The sequence below is a fragment of the Verrucosispora sp. CNZ293 genome (assembly GCF_002754655.1).
The window spans coordinates 1,677,278-1,695,209 of the sequence record NZ_PEFR01000001.1; the positions used below are offsets into that span (position 1 = coordinate 1,677,278).

Sequence of the window (17,932 nt, forward strand, 5' to 3'; positions counted from 1 at the left end):
TGAGGGATGGTGCGTGAACAGCCGTACAGCGATGTCATCCGGGCCATGGCCCGGGCCGACTGGGACACCGCCGAAGCACTGTGCGACGAGATTCGCCGAAGTGGCCAGGCCGGCACCCCCTTCGTCATCGGAGCCGCGTTCGCCCTCGCCGTCAACCGGTACTTCGCGCCCGATGCGACACCCACCGACGTCGCCGCCTGGGTGTCGACAGTCCGCGCCCGTTACCAGGACGGAGACACCCCGCCGGCCCTCGAAACGGAGGGTCTCATCCGCGCTGCCCTCGGCGAGCCGGAACTGGTCGACAACATGCCCGCCGAAACCGTGCTCGACGCCGAGATCTTCGTCCTCGTCCACATACTCCTGGACAAGAACCTGACCGACACCGAACTGGACGAGTTCCTCGCCGAGGCGGAGGAAGTCGCGGCCGAGTACCAGTAGGCAGCCGCCAGCCTGATCGTCGCCGTGGGAGCATCCTCGGCATGATTGTCTGGATCAACGGTGCCTTCGGCGTCGGCAAGACGACCACTGCGGGCCTGCTCGTGGAGCGGCTCCCGGACGCCAAGCTCTTCGACCCCGAGTACGTCGGTTACCTGCTGACCCCGTTCATCACCTCGCCCACCGGCGACTTCCAGGATCTTCCACTGTGGCGTCACCTCGTCGTCGAGACGATGAGCGGCCTCGCCCGGGAGTATCCGCACCCCTGGATCGCGCCGATGAGCCTGATCAACCCGGCTTACCGTGAGGAGATTCTCGACGGTATCCGTGCGGTAGGCGTCGAGGTGCGCGAGGTCGTGCTCACGCTTCCGGAGGAGCAGTTGCGTGCCCGCATCGACGCCGACCAGATTGATGTCGCTGCCCGCCAGTGGCGCCACGATCATGTCGCTCGGGCGCTTACCAGCTTCGCCGCCGTGACCGGCGCGCATGTGGTCGACGCGTCCCAGCCGCCCGAACAGGTGGCCGACGCCATTGCCATGAGCATCCAGTCAGTGCCCAGCCGCTGACCCGCTTCCGTACCCTCACGCAGCTTCGCCGTGGGTACATCTGTTGTCGCTCTGACGACAACAGATGTACCCACCGCGGCACGACGGTCAGGCGGGACGGGAGCGGGCCACCGGCCGGGCCGGTCGGCTGGTCAACGGACGACGTCGTAGACCAGCTTCTGGATCCCGTTGGCGTAGGACTCGCTCTCGACGAGCTTGAGGTTCTGCTTGTCCCGGTCGGTGTCGGAGAACAGCCGCTTGCCCGCGCCCAGCAGGACCGGGAAGACCAGCAGGTGGTAGCGGTCGATCAGGCCGGCGTCGGAGAGGTTGCGGTTCAGCGTGGCGCTGCCGTGGATGCTGATCGGCCCGCCCTCGGTCTGCTTGAGCGCGGCGACGTCGTCGAGCGACCGGAGGATGACGATCTCTCCCCAGTTGGCCACCAGGTCCTGCTCCTTGAGGCTCGTCGACACGACGTACTTCGGCATCGCGTTGTAGCCGGCGAACTCGACGGTCATGCTCGGCCACACCGGCGCGAACGCCTGGTAGCTGACCCGGCCCATCATCATCGCCGTGGCCTCGTCCTGCTCACGGGCCTTGATCTCGTAGGCGGCCTCGTCGAACGCGATGTCGTTGAAGGTCCAGCCGGAGTTGCGGTAGCCCGGTTCTCCGCCGGGTGCCTCGACGACGCCGTCGAGCGAGACGAACGCGGTGGCGATCAGGGTACGCATGAGGTTGCTCCTTGGTGTTGATCTGACGTGCTGTCGTCAGTGCGACGAGCGGGAGTCGACGGAATCGACAACGCACGCCGAGAAATTTCCTACCACTTTCGCGGCGTCCGGACGCGTCAGGCGGGAGCGGCGCGCTGGCGGGCCGCGTCCGGGTCGAGCGGCGCACCGGCGGGTACGAGACTGACCACCCCGGCGGGCAGCCGGACGGGGCGCACGTCGTCGTAGCCGAGCATGCCTGTCACGTCGGGGCCGGCGAGTGCGTACCGGCGGCCGAGGTCGGTCACCACGGAGATCGCGCCACCGGTGGCACCGGGGGTGGCCACCGACTCCACCACCGCGCCCCGCCCCGGCTCGACGAGCACCTGGTCGGCGGTTGTCGAACCGGCCGGCTGTTCCGGCGCCGGGATCGGCGTCGGCAGGTCCACCCCAGCCGCAGCTCGACCGGCCCGGTGTCATCGCCGACTCGCGCGCAGATCGCCGACGAGGCCGGGTCGGCCAGCCGGGGTGGGGCGGCCGGCGGCGCGTCGGGCCCGAGGGGTACGAGGTCGGGTAGCTGCGGCAGCGCGGCGAAGCGCCCGAGGCTTATCTGTTCCGGTGCCCGCTGGCCGGTGCGGGCCAGCAGCAGGCCGGCCTGGAGCTCGGTGATGCCGGCGAGCCCGTCGCGCAGCACCACCGCGAACTGTCGTACGCCGCCGGAGTTGCTGACCACCAGCACGTCGCCGATCCGGGCCGGCGCGGCCCGGGTGGACGGCCGGCCCAGGCCGGGCGGGTCCAGCGGGGCCAGGTCGACACCGGCCGGCACCGTGTTGAGCAGGGCCGCGGCCACCGGGACGCTGCGGGAACGGGTGGTCGCCAGGGCGGCCAGCACCCGGTCGGTGTCCCGGATCAGGTGCCGCCGTTGCTGCCAGAACAGGTGCAGCCGGCCGTCGGGATCACGCAGCAGCAGTGCGTCCCGACCCAACGGCCGGCCGCCGGTGCCGCCGGTACCCACGAGCAGCACCGACCGGGTGACCGATCCGGGCCCGGCCGGTGGCACCGAGCAGACCGTCCACGGTGCGGTGGACAGCCGGGCCGCCGGGGGCAGCGAGTCGGGGGCGTCGCGGATGCCCAACGGCAGGCCCCTCGGCACCCCGTCGATCGACCGGCGGGACACCAGCACCGTCTTCGGACGCTGCGTGCCGATGATCAGCAGGGCGGAGGCGTAGTTGAGCACCGGGTGCAGTTTCTCCTCCCGGTAGACGAACCGGGCGCCGGACTCTTTCTCGACGATGACCACGCTGGCGTCACGCCACGTCGTGCCCCCGCCGGTGAACAGGCCGTACAGGGCGGCGCCACCCAGCCCGATGGCTGCCACCAGCACACTTGCCATCCCGGCTCCGGCGAGCCGGCGCAACGGCGACTGCGCCGGATCAGAATCCCGCGTCACCAGGGCGGCCACCGTCCGCTGGACGGTGAACTGGTACGAGTGCAGCTGGTCCTGCCGCGACGGCATCGTTTCCCTCCGGCGAGACGATCCGGGCACAGGATATGCGCCGCGTCGATGTCCCGGGGACCGTGCGTCACGCCGGGCGGCGGCGCACCGGCCGGTAGCATCCCGGCGGTGAGCGTACGTTTCGAAGAACTGGCCTGGCGGCCGACACCGATCGGCGAGATCAGCCTGCGCCGGCGTCGCGATCCACGGCTCGACCTGGACGTGTACGAGGTCAAGCTCGACGACGAGTTTCTGATGTCGAGCCTGTTCACCACCGGTGAGATCGAGTTGGCCCGGTTGGGGTTGGCGCCGTTGGTCGGCGACCGCCTCGACGTCGTCGTCGGCGGGCTGGGTCTCGGCTACACCGCCCGCACCGCGCTGGCGGACGACCGGGTCGCCTCGCTGCTGGTGGTGGAGGCGGTCGAGGACGTCATCGACTGGCACCGGCGCGGTCTGCTGCCCTTCGCCGCCGGCCTGGCCACAGATCCGCGTACCCGGCTGGTGCGGGCGGACTTCTTCGCCCGGGTGGCCGGTCCGGACGGGCTCGACCCCGACGACGCGGAGCGCCGCTTCCACGCCGTGCTGCTGGACGTCGACCACTCGCCCCGGCATCCGCTGCATCCGAGCCACGCCGCGTTCTACCGGCCCGAGGGGTTGCGCCGGCTGGCGCGGCTGCTGCATCCGGGCGGGGTGTTCGCCCTCTGGTCGGACGATCCACCGGACCGGGACTTCGAAACCGACCTGGCCGCCGTGTTCCCCACCCAGCACAGCCACGTGGTGCGGTTCGCCAACCCGCTTACCGGCGGTGAGTCGGCCAACACCGTCTATCTGGGGCAGCTCCCCGCCTGAGCGCCGCCCTGAGCGCCCCCTGACCGCTCCTCGGGAACCTCCGCCGCGTCCCCGCGCGGTTCCGCGCCCCGGGCGGCGGGTTGCACCCACGCAGACGGCATCATCCGGGTGGAAACGGGTAGCCGGTTCGGCAACGCGCCCGGACCGACCGGGCGGCCGGTTGGGAGGTGGAGATGCGCGCCCTGCTCTGGGTCGTCGGCGTGGTCGCCGGAGCGCTGGTCCTGCTCGGGCTGCTCCTCGAAGCGGTCCGCTGGCTGGTCATCATCGGTGTCATCGCGCTCGCCGCGGTGATCGTGCTGGCCTTCATCAAGGGTCGCCAGTCCGCCCACAACTACCCCAACCGCCGCTGACCCACCCCCCGGGACGCTCCTGGCGGGCAACTTCAGGGTTGTTGCTGGGTCGGCGGGCCCCCCAGGCGGCAACAACCCCGAAGTTGCCCGAAACTGCGCAGCGGGGTGGGGTGGTCAGGCGGCGACGAGTTCCCGGGTGGGGCGGTCGCCGGAGTCGTCGAGCGGGGCGGCCGGGGTGGCTGGCTGGCGACGGTTCGGCAGGGCGAGCCGGAAGACTTTCCGCCAGGCGGAGAAGACCTGCCGGGGCAGCGAGCCGGTGGTGTACTTCAGCCCGTACCTGTCGAACAGCGCCCGGATCTCCGGGGCGATCTCCTGGTAGCGGTTGCTCGGGAGGTCGGGGAAGAGGTGGTGCTCGATCTGGTACGACAGGTTGCCGGTCATGATGTGCAGCAGCCGGCTGCCGCTGATGTTTGCCGAGCCGAGCATCTGCCGCACGTACCACTCCCCCCGGGTCTCACCCTCGATCGAGGTCTTCTCGAAGGTCTCCACCCCCTCCGGGAAGTGCCCGCACATGATGACCGAGTGGCTCCACCAGTTGCGGATCAGGTTCGCGGTGAAGTTGGCGGCCAGGGTGTGCAGGAACGACGGGCCGGACAGCAGCGGGAACAGCAGGTAGTCCTTGAGGACCTGGCGGCGGATCTTCCGGCCGACGGCGCGGACCCGGGACCGGAACTCGGGGTCCTTGTGACCCCCGTTCTTCAGCTTGTTGCCCAGGTCGAGGTCGTACGCGGCGATGCCGTACTCGAAGAAGCAGGCGTTGAGGAAGTTGTAGAGCGGCTGGCCCAGGTGAGCCGGGTGCCAGGGCTGGTCCTCGTCAACCCGCATGATGCCGTAGCCGAGGTCGTTGTCCTTGCCGACCACGTTCGTGTAGCGGTGGTGCAGCTCGTTGTGTGACTGCTTCCACTGGTCGGCCGGGGCGACGTGGTCCCAGTCCCAACTTGTCGAGTGGATCTTCGGGTCCCGCATCCAGTCCCACTGGCCGTGCAGGATGTTGTGCCCGATCTCCATGTTGTCCAGGATCTTCGCCACCGAGAGCCCGGCGGTGCCGACGATCCAGGCCGGCGGGAACAGCGAGAACAGCAGCACCACGCGGCTGCCGATCTCCAGCTTCCGCTGCGTCGAGATGACCTTGCGGATGTACGCGGCGTCCCGCTCGCCCCGGGAGGCGATGACCCGTTCCCGGATGGCGTCGAGTTCCTTGCCGAGGGTCTCGATGTCCTCGGCGGTGAGGTGGGCGATCGGGTTGTCGGCCTTCTTCTGGATCACAGTCACGTCGGTCGTTCTCCGATCAGATCTCGAGTTCGCACGGGCCGGCGGCGGCAGACACGCAGGTCTGCACGCGTACGCCGTCGCCGGGCAGGGCGGTGGTGAGCTGGCCGTTACGCAGGTCGCGGACCGCGCCCTGGCGCAGCGGCAGCACGCAGCCGAAGCAGATGCCCATCCGGCAGCCCGACGGCATCAGCACACCGGCGTTTTCGCCGGCATCCAGCAGCGGGGTGGCGCCGGCGGCCTCCACGGTCACCGACGAGCGGGTGAAGGTGACGGTTCCGCCGTCACCCGCAGTGATCACGGTGGGACGGAACCGCTCGGTGTGCAGCCGCGCGGCGTGGCCGCGAGCCGACCAGTGCTCCTCCACCGCGTCGAGCAACCCGAGCGGGCCACACGCCCACGTCTGGCGCTCCAGGTGATCGGGGACCAGGGTGTCGAGTTCGGCCACGTCCAGCAGGCCGTCGACCTCGGTGTGCCGCTCGATCAGTCGGATGGTGCCGCGCTCGGCGAGGGCGCGCAGCTCACTTCCGAAGACCACGTCCGTGGCGGTGGGCGCCGAGTGCACAAGCACCACGTCGCTGCCGGCCAGCGCTCCCGAGCGCAGCATCCCGGCCACCGGGGTGATGCCGCTGCCCGCGGTGAGGAACAGCACCTGCGACGGTGCCTGTTCCGGCAGCACGAAGTCCCCGCGCGCCTGGTCGAGCTGCACGATCGTGCCCGGTCGGATCCGACGGACCAGGTGGTTGCTGACCACACCGTCGGGGATCGCCTTGACCGTCACCGAGATCGGGTCGGCGCGCCGGCCGGGAGCCGAGGTGACCGAGTAGGCCCGCCACTGGCGAACCCCGTCGACGTCGACGCCGAGCCGGACGTACTGGCCGGGGACGTGCCCGCGCCAGCTGCGGCCGGGCTGGATCAGCAGGGTCGCCGCGTCCGGGGTTTCCGAGCGCACGTCGACGATCCGGCCGCGCAGGTCGGCCCCGGCGCGTAGCGGGGCGATCAGGTCGAGGTAGTCGCTGGGCAGCGCCGGCGTGGTCACCGTCTCGGCGAGCCGCCACAGGCGGCGCCGAAAAGATCTCGTCGTGCCCGGTCGCGGGACGGTGGTGGTCATAAGACGATGGTCGCGGCGCGCTGGCATAAACTCTTGGTCTGCGAAGGTAAAGCGATCCACCCCTTTTGTGCGGAGAGAACAACCGTGGCGGAACCATCCGGAACGACCAATCGGGCGGCCCGCATCGAACTGGACCAGCGGGTGGCCCGTGAACTGCGCGACCGGCTGCCGCTGGTGGCCGGTCAGACCGTCACCGCGATCACGGCCGAGGTGCCCAGCTACGGCGGCACCCTGACCGGACAGATGCGGGACAAGATAGAGAACGCGGTGCAGATCGCGTTGGGCACCTTCCTGCAACTACTCGAACAGTCCCAGGCCGCCGACCGTCCGCAGGTCAACGACCCGAGCACCCCGCTGGTGCCGGCGCTGGAGGCCGCGTACGCCCTGGGCAGTGGCGAGGCCCGGTCGGGCCGCAGCGTGGACGCGCTGCTGGCCGCGTACCGGGTGGGTGCCCGGGTCTCCTGGCGGGAACTGGCCGCCGTCACCGTGGCGACCGGCCTGCCCGCCGCCACGGTCGCCGAGTTCGCCGAGCTGATGTTCGCGTACATCGACGAGCTGTCCGCCGCCAGTGTCGCCGGGCACGCCGACGAGTTGGCAAGCGTGGGCCGGGCCCGACGGCGGAACCTGGAACGGCTCACCCAGCAGTTGCTCGCCGGTGACGCGGAGGACGTGCTGCTGCGCAGCGCCGAGCGGGCCGACTGGCCGGTGCCACAGACCCTCACCGTGGCGCTGCTGCCCCAGGCGAAGCTGCGCGGGGCGCTCGCCCTGCTGGGCGAACACACCCTGGAGAGCAGCGAGGAACTGCCCGTCGGCGAGCCCGGCGAGGAGACCGCCGTGCTGCTCGTACCCGACATGCACGGCGACCGTCGCCGACAGCTCGTCCGGGTGTTGCACGGTCGCCGGGCGGTGCTGGGGCCCGCCCGTCCGTGGGCCCGGGTCAGTTCCTCGTACCGGCGGGTGGTCCGGGTGGTGGCGCTGGGTATCGCCCAGCCCACCGACGGCGAACCGCTGGACACCGAACATCACCTGGCCGAGCTGCTGCTCAGCGCCGACGTCGAGGCGCTCGCCGACCTCCGCGCCCGGGTCCTGCAACCCCTCGCCGAGCTGCCCGCCGCCACCGCCGAGCGGCTCACCGAGACGCTGCGTTCCTGGCTGCTGCACCAGGGGCGGCGCGACGACGTCGCCGCTGACCTGTTCGTCCACCCGCAGACCGTGCGGTACCGGATGGGTCAGCTGCGCCAGCTCTACGGTGACCGCCTCACCGATCCGCGCAGTCTGCTCGATCTGACTGTCGCGCTCGCGCTTCCGGCCGGCGGGACACCGGCCGGATGAGCGGCCCGCCCGGCGGGTGCGACCGGCCGTACCGCCGCCGAACACTCACTCGTAGGACATCGGGCCCAGCAGGCGGATCTCCTCGACGTCCAGCCGGGCCTGCAACTCCTGCAACACGGTGTCGTCGATCTCCCGCCGATCGCGCATCCGGGTGATCTCGCGTCGCTTGTGTTCCAGGGCCGCCAGCCGCAGCTGGCGTTCGGCCTCCCGGGCGGCCGAGGAGTCGTCCTCCGGCTCGGCACGCACCGCGCGCAGGTGGCCCGCGTACTCCTCCCGGAGCCGTTCCATGGTCTCCGTCCTGGCGCCCACCCGGTCGGCCAGATCGGGCATCGCATCGAGCGTGGCGCGGGTGGCCGCCACCTGGGCCCGCCGCGACTCCTCGACCCGTTCCGGATCACCGCTGAGCCCGGCCCAGGTCATCAGGAACGGCAGGGTGGTGCCCTGCACGAGCATGGTCACCAGGATCACCGTGACGACCCCGAAGATGATCAGGTCGCGTTCCGGCACCGGGCTGCCGTCCTGCGCGGTCAACGGCACGGCGAGCGCCGCGGCCAGGGAGACCGCTCCCCGGAAACCGGCCCAGCCGGCGACCGTACGCACCCGCCAGTTGACCCGGCGTTCGAGCTGCGACGCGCGCCGGTCCACCAGCCGGGCCACGATGGCGATCAGGTGCAGCCAGAGCATCCGGACCACCACCAGCACCAGGGCCACCACGAGCGCGATGACCACGGCCCGGCCCAGCGAGATGCTCGTGACGTTCTGCACCGCCCGGGGGATCTGCATGCCCACCAGCACGAACAGTCCCCCGTTGATGAGAAAGGTGGTCAGGTCCCAGAACGACAGCGCGAGCACCCGGGACCGGGCCCGGACCACCCTGGGGCTGGCGTAGGAGAGCATCAGGCCGGCGACCACCACCGCGAGCACCCCGCTCTCGTGGATGCTGTCGGCGAGGAAGAAGGCGGTGAACGGGGTGAGCACGCTCAGCGCACCCTCCCGCAGCGGGTCGTCGATGCGCTTGCGGATCAGGATCACCACCGTGCCGACCACCATGCCGGCCGCGATGCCACCGATGAAGGACAGCCCGACCCGTTCGACGAGTTCGAACGCGTTCGGTGCGGCACCCCCGCCGAGCAGGCCCAGCGCGATGGCGAACAGCACCAGCGCGGTGCCGTCGTTGACCAGGCTCTCCGCGCGCAGGGTGGTCAGCAGGCGTCGAGGCATCCGCTTGGCCAGCCCGGCCACCGCCGCGGCGTCGGTCGGGGCGAGCACCGCGCCGAGCACCCAGGCCACCGCCGGGTCGACACCGAAGCGCTGCACGACGAGTGACACCGCCACCATCGTGGCGCCGACCAGACCGACCGCCAGCAACACGATGACCGCGATGTTCGCCCTGATCTCCCGGAGGCTGGTGACCAGGCTCTCCCGGTAGAGGATCGCCGGCAGGAACAGCACCAGCACCACCTCGGGCGCGAGGACCACGTTCGAGAACGGGGGCAGCAGCGCCACCAGCGCGCCGAGGCAGATGAGCAGCACCGGTGGCGCGACCCGGTACCGGCCACCGATGGTGGTGCCGAGCAGCACGACGACACCAAGCGTGATGACCAGCAGCAGCTCGCGCACCTAGCCCCCGTTCCGTCGCCCCCCACATGGTGATACGCCGACGGGCCGCCCCGGGCCGAATCGCGCAGGGCCCGCGACCGTGACCGGGCTCAGCGACCGGGACCGGCGCCCAGGTCCTCCTCGATGCGCTTCGCGGTGGCCAGCAACGGCGGCAGCAACTCCCTGCGGATCATCTCGAACGAGCCGCGACTGGCGTGGGCGGAGACGTTCACGGCGGCCACCACCGAGCCGTTGTCGCCGTGGATCGGCGCGGCCAGTGACCGCAGCCCCTCCTCCAACTCCTGGTCGACGAGGGCGTACCCCTGGGTGGCGATCTTCGTCAGGATGGCGCGCAGTTTGGCCGGGTCGGTCACGGTGCGCCGGGTCAGTGGTTTCAGCTTCGCCGTGGCGAGGTAATCGTCCAGCCACCCGGCCGGCTGCGCGGCGAGCAGCACCCGGCCCATCGACGTGGCGTACGCCGGGAACCGGGTGCCGACGCTGATCCCCACGGTCATGATGCGTTTGGTGGGGACCCGGGCCACGTAGACGACCTCGTCGCCGTCCAGGACCGACACGGAGCAGGACTCGTGCACCTGCGCGACGAGCGCCTCCATGTGCGGCCGGGCCACCTCGGGCAGGCTCAGGCTGGACAGGTAGGCGTAGCCGAGATCGAGGATGCGCGGACGCAGTGCGAACAGTCGCCCGTCGGTGCGTACGTAGCCGAGGTCGACGAGGGTGAGCAGGAAGCGACGCGCGGCGGCCCGGGTCAGCCCGGTGTTGCGGGCCACCTCGCTGAGGGTGAGCTGCGGATGTTCGGCGTCGAAGGCCCGGATCACGGCGAGCCCGCGGGCCAACGACTGGACGAACTCGCCGGAGCGGGCCGTCGCCTCGTCGGTCACTGGGCCTCCTGCCGCAGAGTCTCCTGGGCCACCTTGAACGCCCGGTTCGCCGCCGGTACGCCAGCGTAGACGGCCACCTGGAGCAGCACCTCCCGCACCTCGTCGGGGGTGAGGCCGTTGCGCAGGGCGGCGCGGACGTGCATGGCCAGTTCCTCGTCGTGGTGCAACGTGGCCAGCACGGCGAGGGTGACGCAGCTACGGGTACGCCGGTCCAGCCCGTCCCGGGTCCAGATCTCACCCCACGCGTAGCGGGTGATCAGATCCTGGAAGTCGGTGGTGAACTCGTCGGTGCCGGCGACCGCCCGGTCGACGTGCGCGTCACCGAGCACCTGCCGGCGGACCGCCATTCCGGCCTCGTACCGCTGCTCGTCGGTCATCTCCGCACCGCGCCTTCCGGATCGAGGTGGTCCACGAGCAGCCGGGTGACGGCCTCGGGCTGCTCGACGTTGGCCAGGTGCGCCGCGCCGTCGACCACCACCAGGCGGGCCGCCCGGATCCGCTCGGCGATGGCCGCCGCCTGCTCCGGCGGGGTCGCCGGGTCGTCGGCGGCGCCGATCACGAGCGTCGGGGCGCGCACGGCGGCCAGGTCCGGCCGCAGGTCCATCGCGGCGATCGCCTCACAGCAGCCGGCGTACCCGACGGCGGGGGTGCTGACCAGCAGATCCCGGTAGGCGGCGACGGTCTCCGGACGGCTCGCGGCGAAGGCCCGGGTGAACCAGCGCTCGACTATCGCGTCGGCGATGCTGTCCAGCCGACCGGCCCGCACGGTGGCGGCGCGGGATCGCCAGCCGTCCGCCGGCCCGAGCGACGCGGAGGTGCACAGCAGGGCGAGCCGGTCGATCCGCTCGGGGGCGTGCGCGGCAAGCCACATGCCGACCATCCCGCCGAGGGAGAGCCCGGCGTAGTGGACGCGGGCGACCCCGAGGTCGTCCAGCAGGCGCAGCACCTTCCGGCCGAGCAGGTCGATGGTGTACGGCCCGGCCGGCACCGCCGAACCACCGTGCCCGAGATGGTCGTACCGGATCACGCGGTAGCGCGTCGCCAGCGCCGCCACCTGCGGCTGCCACATCGCGCCGGTGGTGCCGAGGGAACTGCCGAGCAGCAGCGCCGGGGCGTCCGTCGGACCGTCGACTGTGACGTGCAGTCCAGGGGTCACCGGTCCGCCCCGGGATGTCGTCCCGGCGGTCACGGCCGGGCCTCGCGGTGCAGGTCGAGGGCGCGGTCGATCAGTTGCCCGGTGCTGCCGAGCCAGCCGGCCGGGTCGAGGGCGGCGTCGACGTCCGGTTCCGACAGGTGGGCGCGCAGGTCCGCCTCGGCCAGCAGCGCCGCCCGGAAGTCGGGCCGGCCGGCGGCGCGGCGCACCAGGTCGTGGGCGGCGGCGCGGCCCAGGGCCGGTGCCAGCCGGGCGGCGACCGCCTCGGCGAGCAGCAGGCCACCGGTGGCGTCCAGGTTGGCCCGCATCCGCTGCGGACGCACGTCGAGCCCGGCGAGCATCCGGGCGGTACGGGCGGCGGCCCCGCCGGCGAGGTGTAGCAGATCGAGCAGCGGTTCCCACTCGGCGTGCCAGCCACCGGCGGCCCGCTCGTGTTCCTGCGCGGCGGCGGCGAACAGCGTGCCGACCAGCCCCGGGCCGCGCCGGGCCGCCGCGGTGACCAGCACCGAGTCCACCGGGTTGCGCTTGTGCGGCATCGCCGAGGAGCCGCCGCGCCCCTCCCCCGCCTCGGCCACCTCACCGACCTCGGTCTGGGCGAGCAGACCGACGTCGAGGGCGATCTTGCCGGTGGCGGCGAGCAGCCCGCCGAGTGCCGAGGCCAGGTCGAGCAGGGGCTGCCGGCGGGTGTGCCAGGGCAGCGGGCTCGCCGCGAGCCCCAGGTGCGCGGCGAACCGTTCGACGATCACCGGCCCGGCCGTGCCGTACGTGGCGAGGGTGCCGACCGCCCCGCCGAGCTGCGCGGGCAGGCCGGTGCGCACCTGGTTCAGCCGGGCCCGCACCTCCACCAGGCCGACCAGCCAGCCGGCCGCCTTGAGCCCGAAGGTGGTGGGTGCGGCCTGCTGACCGAGGGTGCGCGCGGTCATCAGGGTGTCGCGGTGGCTGCGGGCCAGCCGGGCGGCGGCCTCGGCGGCGTCGGTGAGCTGCCGCAGCAGCGGCCCGGCGGCCCGGACCGCCACCAGCGCCAGGGCGCTGTCGAGCACGTCCTGGCTGGTCGCGCCGTGGTGCACCCAGGGCCGGGCCGACTCGTCGACAGCCGCTGTCAGCTCCCGCACCAGCGGGACGACCGGGTTGCCGGCGGCCTCGGCGGCGACACCGAGCGCAGCCGGGTCGTACCGTTCGGCGCGGCAGTGCCGGGCGATCTCCTCGGCGGCCGACGCCGGCAGCAGGCCCGCGTCCGCGCCGGCCCGGGCCAGCGCGGCCTCCACGTCCAGCAGCGCCCGCAGCAGGGCGTGGTCACCGATCTCGGCGTCGACGTCAGGGGTGCCGGAGAGCCCGCGCAGCAGTGCCTCAGACGGCGAAGAAGACTGTCTCATGGTCTCCCTGAAGACGGATGTCGAACTGGAACCCGTCCGCAGCCGGTCGGGCCAGCAGCGTGTCACGACGGTGCGGGTCGACGGTACGCAGCACCGGGTCGGTGGCGTTGGCCGCCTCGCCGGGAAAGTAGACCCGGGTCACGAGGCGGTGCAGCAGCCCCCGCCCGAACACCGACAGGGTCAGGTGCGGTGCCTCGGTGTCGCCGTCGAAGGTGGGCAGCGGCCCCGGCATGACTGTGTGCAACGCGTACCGACCGTCGCTGTCGGTCTCGGCCCGGCCGAAGCCCCGGAAGCCGGCGACCGCCGGTGGCCGGGCGCCACGCGGATCGTCGGGGTGGTCGAAGTGACCGTCGGGATCGGCCTGCCAGCTCTCCACCATCGCGTCGACGACTGCGGCGCCGGTGCCGTCGATGATCCGGCCGCGCAGCCAGAACGCCCCGGGCGTGCCCTCCGGAACCACGTACGCCCCGTCCGGCCAGCGCAGGCCGATGTGCAGGTACGGCCCGACGGTCTGGGCGGGCGTGACGCCCAGCGACTTACTCATCGTCGTCCTCGTCCTCGAACACGGTGGCCTCCCGGCCCCGCAGCACGATGTCGAACTCGTAGGCCAGCGCCCACTCGGGGCGGGTGGCGGCGTGGTCATAGCGGGCCACCATCCGCTGCCGGGCCCGCTCGTCGCGGACCGAGTTGAAGATCGGATCCTGGAAGAACAGCGGGTCGCCCGGGAAGTACATCTGGGTCACCAGCCGCTGGGTGAACGCCCGCCCGAAGAGGGAGAAGTGGATGTGCGCGGGCCGCCAGGCGTTGTCGTGGTTGCGCCACGGGTAGGCGCCGGGCTGCACGGTGACGAAGTGGTAGCGCCCGTCGGCGTCGGTCAGGGCCCGCCCGACGCCCGTGAAGTTCGGGTCCAGCGGCGCCGGCCAGGTGTCCGCCGCGTGCCGGTAGCGGCCGGCGGCATTGGCCTGCCAGATCTCGACGAGGGTGTGCGGCACGACGCGGCCGTCGCCGTCGAGGACCCGGCCGTGCACGATGATCCGCTGCCCGAGGGGTTCACCGTCGTGCTGGCGGGTCAGGTCGTGGTCCAGCTCGCCGAGGCGGCCCTCGCCGAGCAGCGGGCCGGTGACCTCGGTGAGCCGCTGCGGCAGGTAGGTCAACGGCTGCTGCGGTGCCCGCGTCACCGTCGACCGGTAGCCGGGGCTGAGCAGCGGCGGGTGGGCGTCGACATCGTCGCGCCGGTAGCTCGGCAGGATCAGTTTCCGGTCGGCGTCCTGGGTCACTGCCGCTCCTCCCCGTCGGTCGGTCCGAGTATCCGCGACCCGGCGGCGTCGCGTGGGTGCCCGGGGGCGATCGCGCCGCCCGGCGGGTTGAACTGGGGCCGCTCGCTCACGCCGCCGTCCGCATGGTCGCTTCGAGGGCGCGCAGCACGGCGAGTTCCTCGGCGGTGGGCGGCTCACCGGTGCTCAACTCGTCGGCGACGGCGAGGGGCCACCCGGTGGCCTCACGGACCCGCTCGACGGTGACGCCCGGGTGCAGCCGGGTGAGGGTGAGTTCGCAGCTGTCCGGGTCGGCCTCCAGGACGCCCAGGTCGGTGATGACGGTGCGGGGTCCACCGCCGCGCAGCCCGAGCCGGGCCCGGTCGCCGGGGCCGCCGCCGTAGCCGACCGAGGTGACGAAGTCGACGCGTTCGGTGAAGGTGCGCCGGCTCTGCCGGACGATCACCACCACCTCACCGCAGGAGGCAGCGATCTCGGGAGCGCCACCGGCACCTGGCAGACGCACCTTCGGATCGGTGTAGTCGCCGCCGATGACCGTCGTGTTGATGTTGCCGTACCGGTCGAGCTGCGCGGCGCCGAGGAAGCCGACGTCGATGCGGCCGGGTTGCAGCCAGTAGTTGAACACCTCGGGTACCGAGATGACCGCGTCGGCGGTGTCGGCGAGCACGCCGTCACCGATGGACAGCGGCAGCCGGTCGGGCTTGGCGCCGAGACAGCCGGACTCGTAGATCAGCACCAGATCGGGGGCGTGGGTGGCGCGGGCCAGGTTCGCCGCGGTGCTGGGCAGCCCGATCCCGACGAAGCAGGCGGTGCCGGCGCGCAGTTGCCGGGCCGCCGCCACCGTCATCATCTCGTCGGCCGTGTAGTCCCCCGTGCTCATGCCTTCGCCCCCGCATTCTGCACCTGCGCTGCGATCCACTCCTGGAACGTGTCACGGTCCCGGCTGATCTCGTCCCAGGCCACGTAGAAGGCGTTGTCCCGCACCGAGTAGCCGTGCGCGTACGAGGGATGGGCGCCACCGGGTACGTGTGCCACGGCGGTGATCGCCCAGCCGGGCAGCACGACCTGACCGGCCACCGGGGTCAGCTCGTCGACGATCTCCTCGACGGTGACCAAAGACCGGCGGGCAGCCAGCACCGCCTCCTTCTGCACCCCGGTGATGCCCCACATCTGCACGTTGCCCGCGCGGTCGGCACGCTGGGCGTGCACCACTGTCACATCGGGGTTCAGCGCGGGGACCGCCGTCAACGTCTCCCCGGTGAACGGGCAGTCGATGCTGCGGATGTTCGTGGTGTGCCGGGGCAGGTCCGTGCCGGTGTAGCCGCGCAGCACCGCGAACGGCAGTCCGGAGGCACCCGCGACGTAGCGGTTGGCCATCCCGGCGTGGCTGTGTTCCTCCAGTTCCAGCGGCCCGGGCCAGGAGTTCTGCACGGCGTCGCGGAAGCGGTGCAGTGATCCGACGCCGGGGTTGCCGCCCCAGGAGAAGGCCAGGCGGCGGGCGCAGCCGGCACCGATCAGCTGGTCGTAGACGACGTCGGGCGTCATCCGCACCAGGGTCAGGTCGCGCCGCCTCTGCCGGATGATCTCGTGGCCGGCGGCGAACGGGATCAGGTGGGTGAACCCCTCGAGCGCCACCGTGTCCCCGTCGCGGACCAGCTCCGCGATGCCGTCGGCAAGCGAGACGAGCTTCGCCATGAGCCTCCCTGCCTCCTGTGTTCGAACACCCGCCGACCGTTGTTCGGCATGCGGACCGGCGTACAGATCTCGAACGTAATCCGGGTCGGTGAGGTTCGTCAACGCGTACCGACCGGCCGGATTCCTGCGTCCGGCCTATTGCAGAAATGTTGCGGCGATCCGTTGACGCGAGTCGAGTCCCGTGCAAATGTCCTAGATGAGAACGCTTGTTCGGCAAGCGAACAGGCGTCGCGCGCGGCCGGGTCCGACTGCCGAGGAGACCGCCGCACGCGTGAGGCGTGGTCGGAACTACCCCACCGGCCACGGCCCCGGCTGTTCTGCGGCGCAAGGAGGATCACCATGCCCCTGCTCGACACCGACACCTGGCACGGCCGGATCTACAGCGACGGGTGGGTGCGGGCGGCCGGTGGCACCGCCGCCGCGCGCGCTCCCGCCACCGGCGAGGAGATCGGCCTGGTCGGCGTGGCCGACGCCGAGGACGTGGCGCGGGCCAGTGCCCGGGCCGCCGCCGCGCAGCGCGCCTGGGCCGCCACCAGCTACATCGAGCGGGCCGCCGTGCTGCGCCGGGCCGGCGCGCTGTGGGAGCAGCACGCCGCCGAGGTCGGCGACTGGGTGGTCCGCGAGTCCGGGTCGATCCCGCCGAAGGGCGTACTGGAGACCAGCACCGCCGCCCAGGAGTGCTACGAGGCCGCCACCCTGCCCTCGCAGTCGCTCGGTGAGATCATCCCGAGCGGCCAGCCCCGGCTGAGCCTGGCCCGCCGGCTCCCGGTGGGCGTGGTGGGCGTCATCTCGCCGTTCAACGCCCCGCTGATCCTGGCCATCCGCTCGGTCGCCCCGGCGCTGGCGCTGGGCAACGCGGTGGTGCTCAAGCCGGACCTGCGTACGGCGGTCTGCGGTGGGCTCTCCATCGCCCGGGTCTTCGAGGAGGCCGGGCTGCCCGAAGGCCTGCTGCACGTGCTGCCCGGCGGTGTGTCGACAGGTGAGGCGCTGGTCGCCGACCCGCACGTACGGGTGATCAGCTTCACCGGGTCGTCCGCCGCCGGCCGCAAGGTCGGCGAGGCCGCCGCCCGGCACCTGAAGCGGGCGCACCTGGAACTGGGCGGCAACTCCGCACTCGTGGTGCTCGACGACGCGGACCTGGACCTCGCCGTCTCGGCCGGGGCCTGGGGTTCCTTCCTGCACCAGGGGCAGATCTGCATGACCACCGGCCGGCACCTGGTCCACGAGAGCCTCGCCGAGCGGTACGTCACCGAGCTGGCCGCCAAGGCCGACCACCTGCCGGTCGGCGACCCCGCCAAGGAGCAGGTGGCGCTCGGGCCGATCATCGACGAGGCGCAGCGCGACAAGATTCACTCGCTCGTCACGTCGAGCGTGGACGCGGGTGCCCGGCTGGCCGCCGGGGGCAGCTACGAGGGGTTGTTCTACCGGCCCACGGTGCTCGCCGACGTCACCCCGGACACCCCGGCGTACGCGCAGGAGGTCTTCGGCCCGGTCGCCCCGGTGCTCAGCTTCACCGACCTGGACGAGGCGGCGGCGCTGGCCGGCGCCAGCGAGTACGGGCTGTCGCTGGGCATCCTCAGCCGCGACGTGATGAAGGCGATGGCGCTGGCCGAGCGCATTCCCAGCGGCATCGTGCACATCAACGACCAGACGGTCAGCGACGAGGCGGTGGCGCCGTTCGGCGGGGTCGGCGCCTCCGGGACCGGTTCCCGCTTCGGCGGGGCGGCGGCGAACATCGAGGCGTTCACCGAGACCCAGTGGCTCACGATGCAGGGCGACATCACCCGCTACCCGTTCTGAGCGGGCAGACAGGACGGGCAGGTAGGCCGGGCAGGCAGGAGATGGCGGG

18 protein-coding genes and 1 pseudogene are annotated in these 17,932 nt (G+C 72.1%); 6 read left to right on the plus strand and 13 right to left on the minus strand.

The window, feature by feature from the left end:
* The first annotated feature begins 6 nt into the window (after nucleotides 1-6).
* Complete coding sequence (locus CLT74_RS07720) at nucleotides 7-438, plus strand: hypothetical protein (protein ID WP_099845926.1); 432 nt, start codon at nucleotides 7-9, stop codon at nucleotides 436-438.
* Between the two features lie 41 nt (nucleotides 439-479).
* The gene (locus CLT74_RS07725; protein ID WP_099845927.1) at nucleotides 480-1,001 is read left to right on the plus strand and encodes an AAA family ATPase; all 522 of its coding nucleotides are present in this window, start codon (nucleotides 480-482) and stop codon (nucleotides 999-1,001) included.
* 131 nt (nucleotides 1,002-1,132) lie between these two features.
* Here CLT74_RS07725 and CLT74_RS07730 read toward each other — a convergent pair whose 3' ends face one another.
* On the minus strand, nucleotides 1,133-1,708 hold the full coding sequence (locus CLT74_RS07730; protein ID WP_099845928.1) for a dihydrofolate reductase family protein: 576 nt from the start codon (nucleotides 1,706-1,708) through the stop codon (nucleotides 1,133-1,135).
* Between the two features lie 116 nt (nucleotides 1,709-1,824).
* A pseudogene (eccB, locus tag CLT74_RS07735) lies at nucleotides 1,825-3,200 on the minus strand (type VII secretion protein EccB).
* Between the two features lie 108 nt (nucleotides 3,201-3,308).
* On the opposite strand from eccB, the gene CLT74_RS07740 reads away from it, so the two are divergent.
* Entirely contained in the window at nucleotides 3,309-4,028 is a 720-nt protein-coding gene (locus tag CLT74_RS07740) for a spermidine synthase (RefSeq protein ID WP_099851535.1), read from the plus strand.
* Between the two features lie 173 nt (nucleotides 4,029-4,201).
* Complete coding sequence (locus CLT74_RS30720; protein WP_199172136.1) at nucleotides 4,202-4,378, plus strand: hypothetical protein; 177 nt, start codon at nucleotides 4,202-4,204, stop codon at nucleotides 4,376-4,378.
* A gap of 114 nt (nucleotides 4,379-4,492) precedes the next feature.
* Here the strand turns inward: CLT74_RS30720 and CLT74_RS07750 are convergent, their stop codons facing one another.
* Together CLT74_RS07750 and CLT74_RS07755 are read right to left on the minus strand one after the other, a co-directional pair.
* Entirely contained in the window at nucleotides 4,493-5,650 is a 1,158-nt protein-coding gene (locus CLT74_RS07750) for an acyl-CoA desaturase (RefSeq protein ID WP_099845930.1), read from the minus strand.
* 16 nt (nucleotides 5,651-5,666) lie between these two features.
* Entirely contained in the window at nucleotides 5,667-6,758 is a 1,092-nt protein-coding gene (locus CLT74_RS07755) for a ferredoxin reductase (RefSeq protein WP_099845931.1), read from the minus strand.
* Between the two features lie 84 nt (nucleotides 6,759-6,842).
* Here CLT74_RS07755 and CLT74_RS07760 point away from each other — a divergent pair, with 84 nt between their 5' ends.
* Nucleotides 6,843-8,090 carry an RsbRD N-terminal domain-containing protein gene (locus tag CLT74_RS07760; RefSeq protein ID WP_099845932.1) on the plus strand — a complete coding sequence of 416 codons (1,248 nt, stop codon included), beginning with the start codon at nucleotides 6,843-6,845 and terminating at the stop codon, nucleotides 8,088-8,090.
* 45 nt (nucleotides 8,091-8,135) lie between these two features.
* Here the strand turns inward: CLT74_RS07760 and CLT74_RS07765 are convergent, their stop codons facing one another.
* From CLT74_RS07765 to CLT74_RS07805, 9 genes are all read right to left on the minus strand, one after another.
* Nucleotides 8,136-9,710: a Na+/H+ antiporter gene (locus CLT74_RS07765; RefSeq protein WP_486582119.1), complete on the minus strand. Its 1,575-nt coding sequence runs from the start codon at nucleotides 9,708-9,710 to the stop codon at nucleotides 8,136-8,138.
* Between the two features lie 89 nt (nucleotides 9,711-9,799).
* Nucleotides 9,800-10,588 (minus strand): IclR family transcriptional regulator, encoded by a 789-nt coding sequence (locus tag CLT74_RS07770; protein WP_099845933.1) that lies wholly within the window; start codon nucleotides 10,586-10,588, stop codon nucleotides 9,800-9,802.
* Nucleotides 10,585-10,965, minus strand: a complete 381-nt coding sequence (gene pcaC, locus CLT74_RS07775) for a 4-carboxymuconolactone decarboxylase (protein ID WP_099845934.1) — start codon at nucleotides 10,963-10,965, stop codon at nucleotides 10,585-10,587. Before pcaC ends, CLT74_RS07770 begins: the two co-directional genes overlap by 4 nt.
* Nucleotides 10,962-11,744: a 3-oxoadipate enol-lactonase gene (gene pcaD / locus CLT74_RS07780; protein ID WP_486582120.1), complete on the minus strand. Its 783-nt coding sequence runs from the start codon at nucleotides 11,742-11,744 to the stop codon at nucleotides 10,962-10,964. The genes pcaC and pcaD overlap by 4 nt, the downstream gene beginning before the upstream one ends.
* 29 nt (nucleotides 11,745-11,773) lie before the next feature.
* The gene (gene pcaB, locus CLT74_RS07785; RefSeq protein WP_099845936.1) at nucleotides 11,774-13,114 is read right to left on the minus strand and encodes a 3-carboxy-cis,cis-muconate cycloisomerase; all 1,341 of its coding nucleotides are present in this window, start codon (nucleotides 13,112-13,114) and stop codon (nucleotides 11,774-11,776) included.
* Complete coding sequence (gene pcaG, locus CLT74_RS07790; RefSeq protein WP_099845937.1) at nucleotides 13,089-13,658, minus strand: protocatechuate 3,4-dioxygenase subunit alpha; 570 nt, start codon at nucleotides 13,656-13,658, stop codon at nucleotides 13,089-13,091. The genes pcaB and pcaG overlap by 26 nt, the downstream gene beginning before the upstream one ends.
* On the minus strand, nucleotides 13,651-14,391 hold the full coding sequence (pcaH, locus tag CLT74_RS07795; protein ID WP_099845938.1) for a protocatechuate 3,4-dioxygenase subunit beta: 741 nt from the start codon (nucleotides 14,389-14,391) through the stop codon (nucleotides 13,651-13,653). The genes pcaG and pcaH overlap by 8 nt, the downstream gene beginning before the upstream one ends.
* 106 nt (nucleotides 14,392-14,497) lie before the next feature.
* Complete coding sequence (locus CLT74_RS07800; protein ID WP_099845939.1) at nucleotides 14,498-15,268, minus strand: CoA-transferase; 771 nt, start codon at nucleotides 15,266-15,268, stop codon at nucleotides 14,498-14,500.
* Nucleotides 15,265-16,083, minus strand: a complete 819-nt coding sequence (locus tag CLT74_RS07805) for a CoA-transferase (RefSeq protein WP_099845940.1) — start codon at nucleotides 16,081-16,083, stop codon at nucleotides 15,265-15,267. Before CLT74_RS07805 ends, CLT74_RS07800 begins: the two co-directional genes overlap by 4 nt.
* Before the next feature lie 339 nt (nucleotides 16,084-16,422).
* Between CLT74_RS07805 and CLT74_RS07810 the strand changes: the two genes are divergently transcribed.
* Nucleotides 16,423-17,883, plus strand: coding sequence for a benzaldehyde dehydrogenase (locus CLT74_RS07810; protein ID WP_099845941.1), 1,461 nt, complete (start codon nucleotides 16,423-16,425; stop codon nucleotides 17,881-17,883).
* Nucleotides 17,884-17,932: the final 49 nt, after the last annotated feature.

What these genes read in the sequence shown, in the direction of transcription:
- CLT74_RS07720 (WP_099845926.1), top strand. Translation starts at nt 7, where the DNA reads ATGGTGCGTGAACAGCCGTACAGCGATGTCATCCGGGCCATGGCCCGG.
- CLT74_RS07725 (WP_099845927.1), top strand. Translation starts at nt 480, where the DNA reads ATGATTGTCTGGATCAACGGTGCCTTCGGCGTCGGCAAGACGACCACT.
- CLT74_RS07730 (WP_099845928.1), bottom strand. Translation starts at nt 1,708, where the DNA reads ATGCGTACCCTGATCGCCACCGCGTTCGTCTCGCTCGACGGCGTCGTC.
- CLT74_RS30720 (WP_199172136.1), top strand. Translation starts at nt 4,202, where the DNA reads ATGCGCGCCCTGCTCTGGGTCGTCGGCGTGGTCGCCGGAGCGCTGGTC.
- CLT74_RS07755 (WP_099845931.1), bottom strand. Translation starts at nt 6,758, where the DNA reads ATGACCACCACCGTCCCGCGACCGGGCACGACGAGATCTTTTCGGCGC.
- pcaC (WP_099845934.1), bottom strand. Translation starts at nt 10,965, where the DNA reads ATGACCGACGAGCAGCGGTACGAGGCCGGAATGGCGGTCCGCCGGCAG.
- pcaB (WP_099845936.1), bottom strand. Translation starts at nt 13,114, where the DNA reads ATGAGACAGTCTTCTTCGCCGTCTGAGGCACTGCTGCGCGGGCTCTCC.
- pcaG (WP_099845937.1), bottom strand. Translation starts at nt 13,658, where the DNA reads ATGAGTAAGTCGCTGGGCGTCACGCCCGCCCAGACCGTCGGGCCGTAC.
- CLT74_RS07800 (WP_099845939.1), bottom strand. Translation starts at nt 15,268, where the DNA reads ATGAGCACGGGGGACTACACGGCCGACGAGATGATGACGGTGGCGGCG.
- CLT74_RS07805 (WP_099845940.1), bottom strand. Translation starts at nt 16,083, where the DNA reads ATGGCGAAGCTCGTCTCGCTTGCCGACGGCATCGCGGAGCTGGTCCGC.
- CLT74_RS07810 (WP_099845941.1), top strand. Translation starts at nt 16,423, where the DNA reads ATGCCCCTGCTCGACACCGACACCTGGCACGGCCGGATCTACAGCGAC.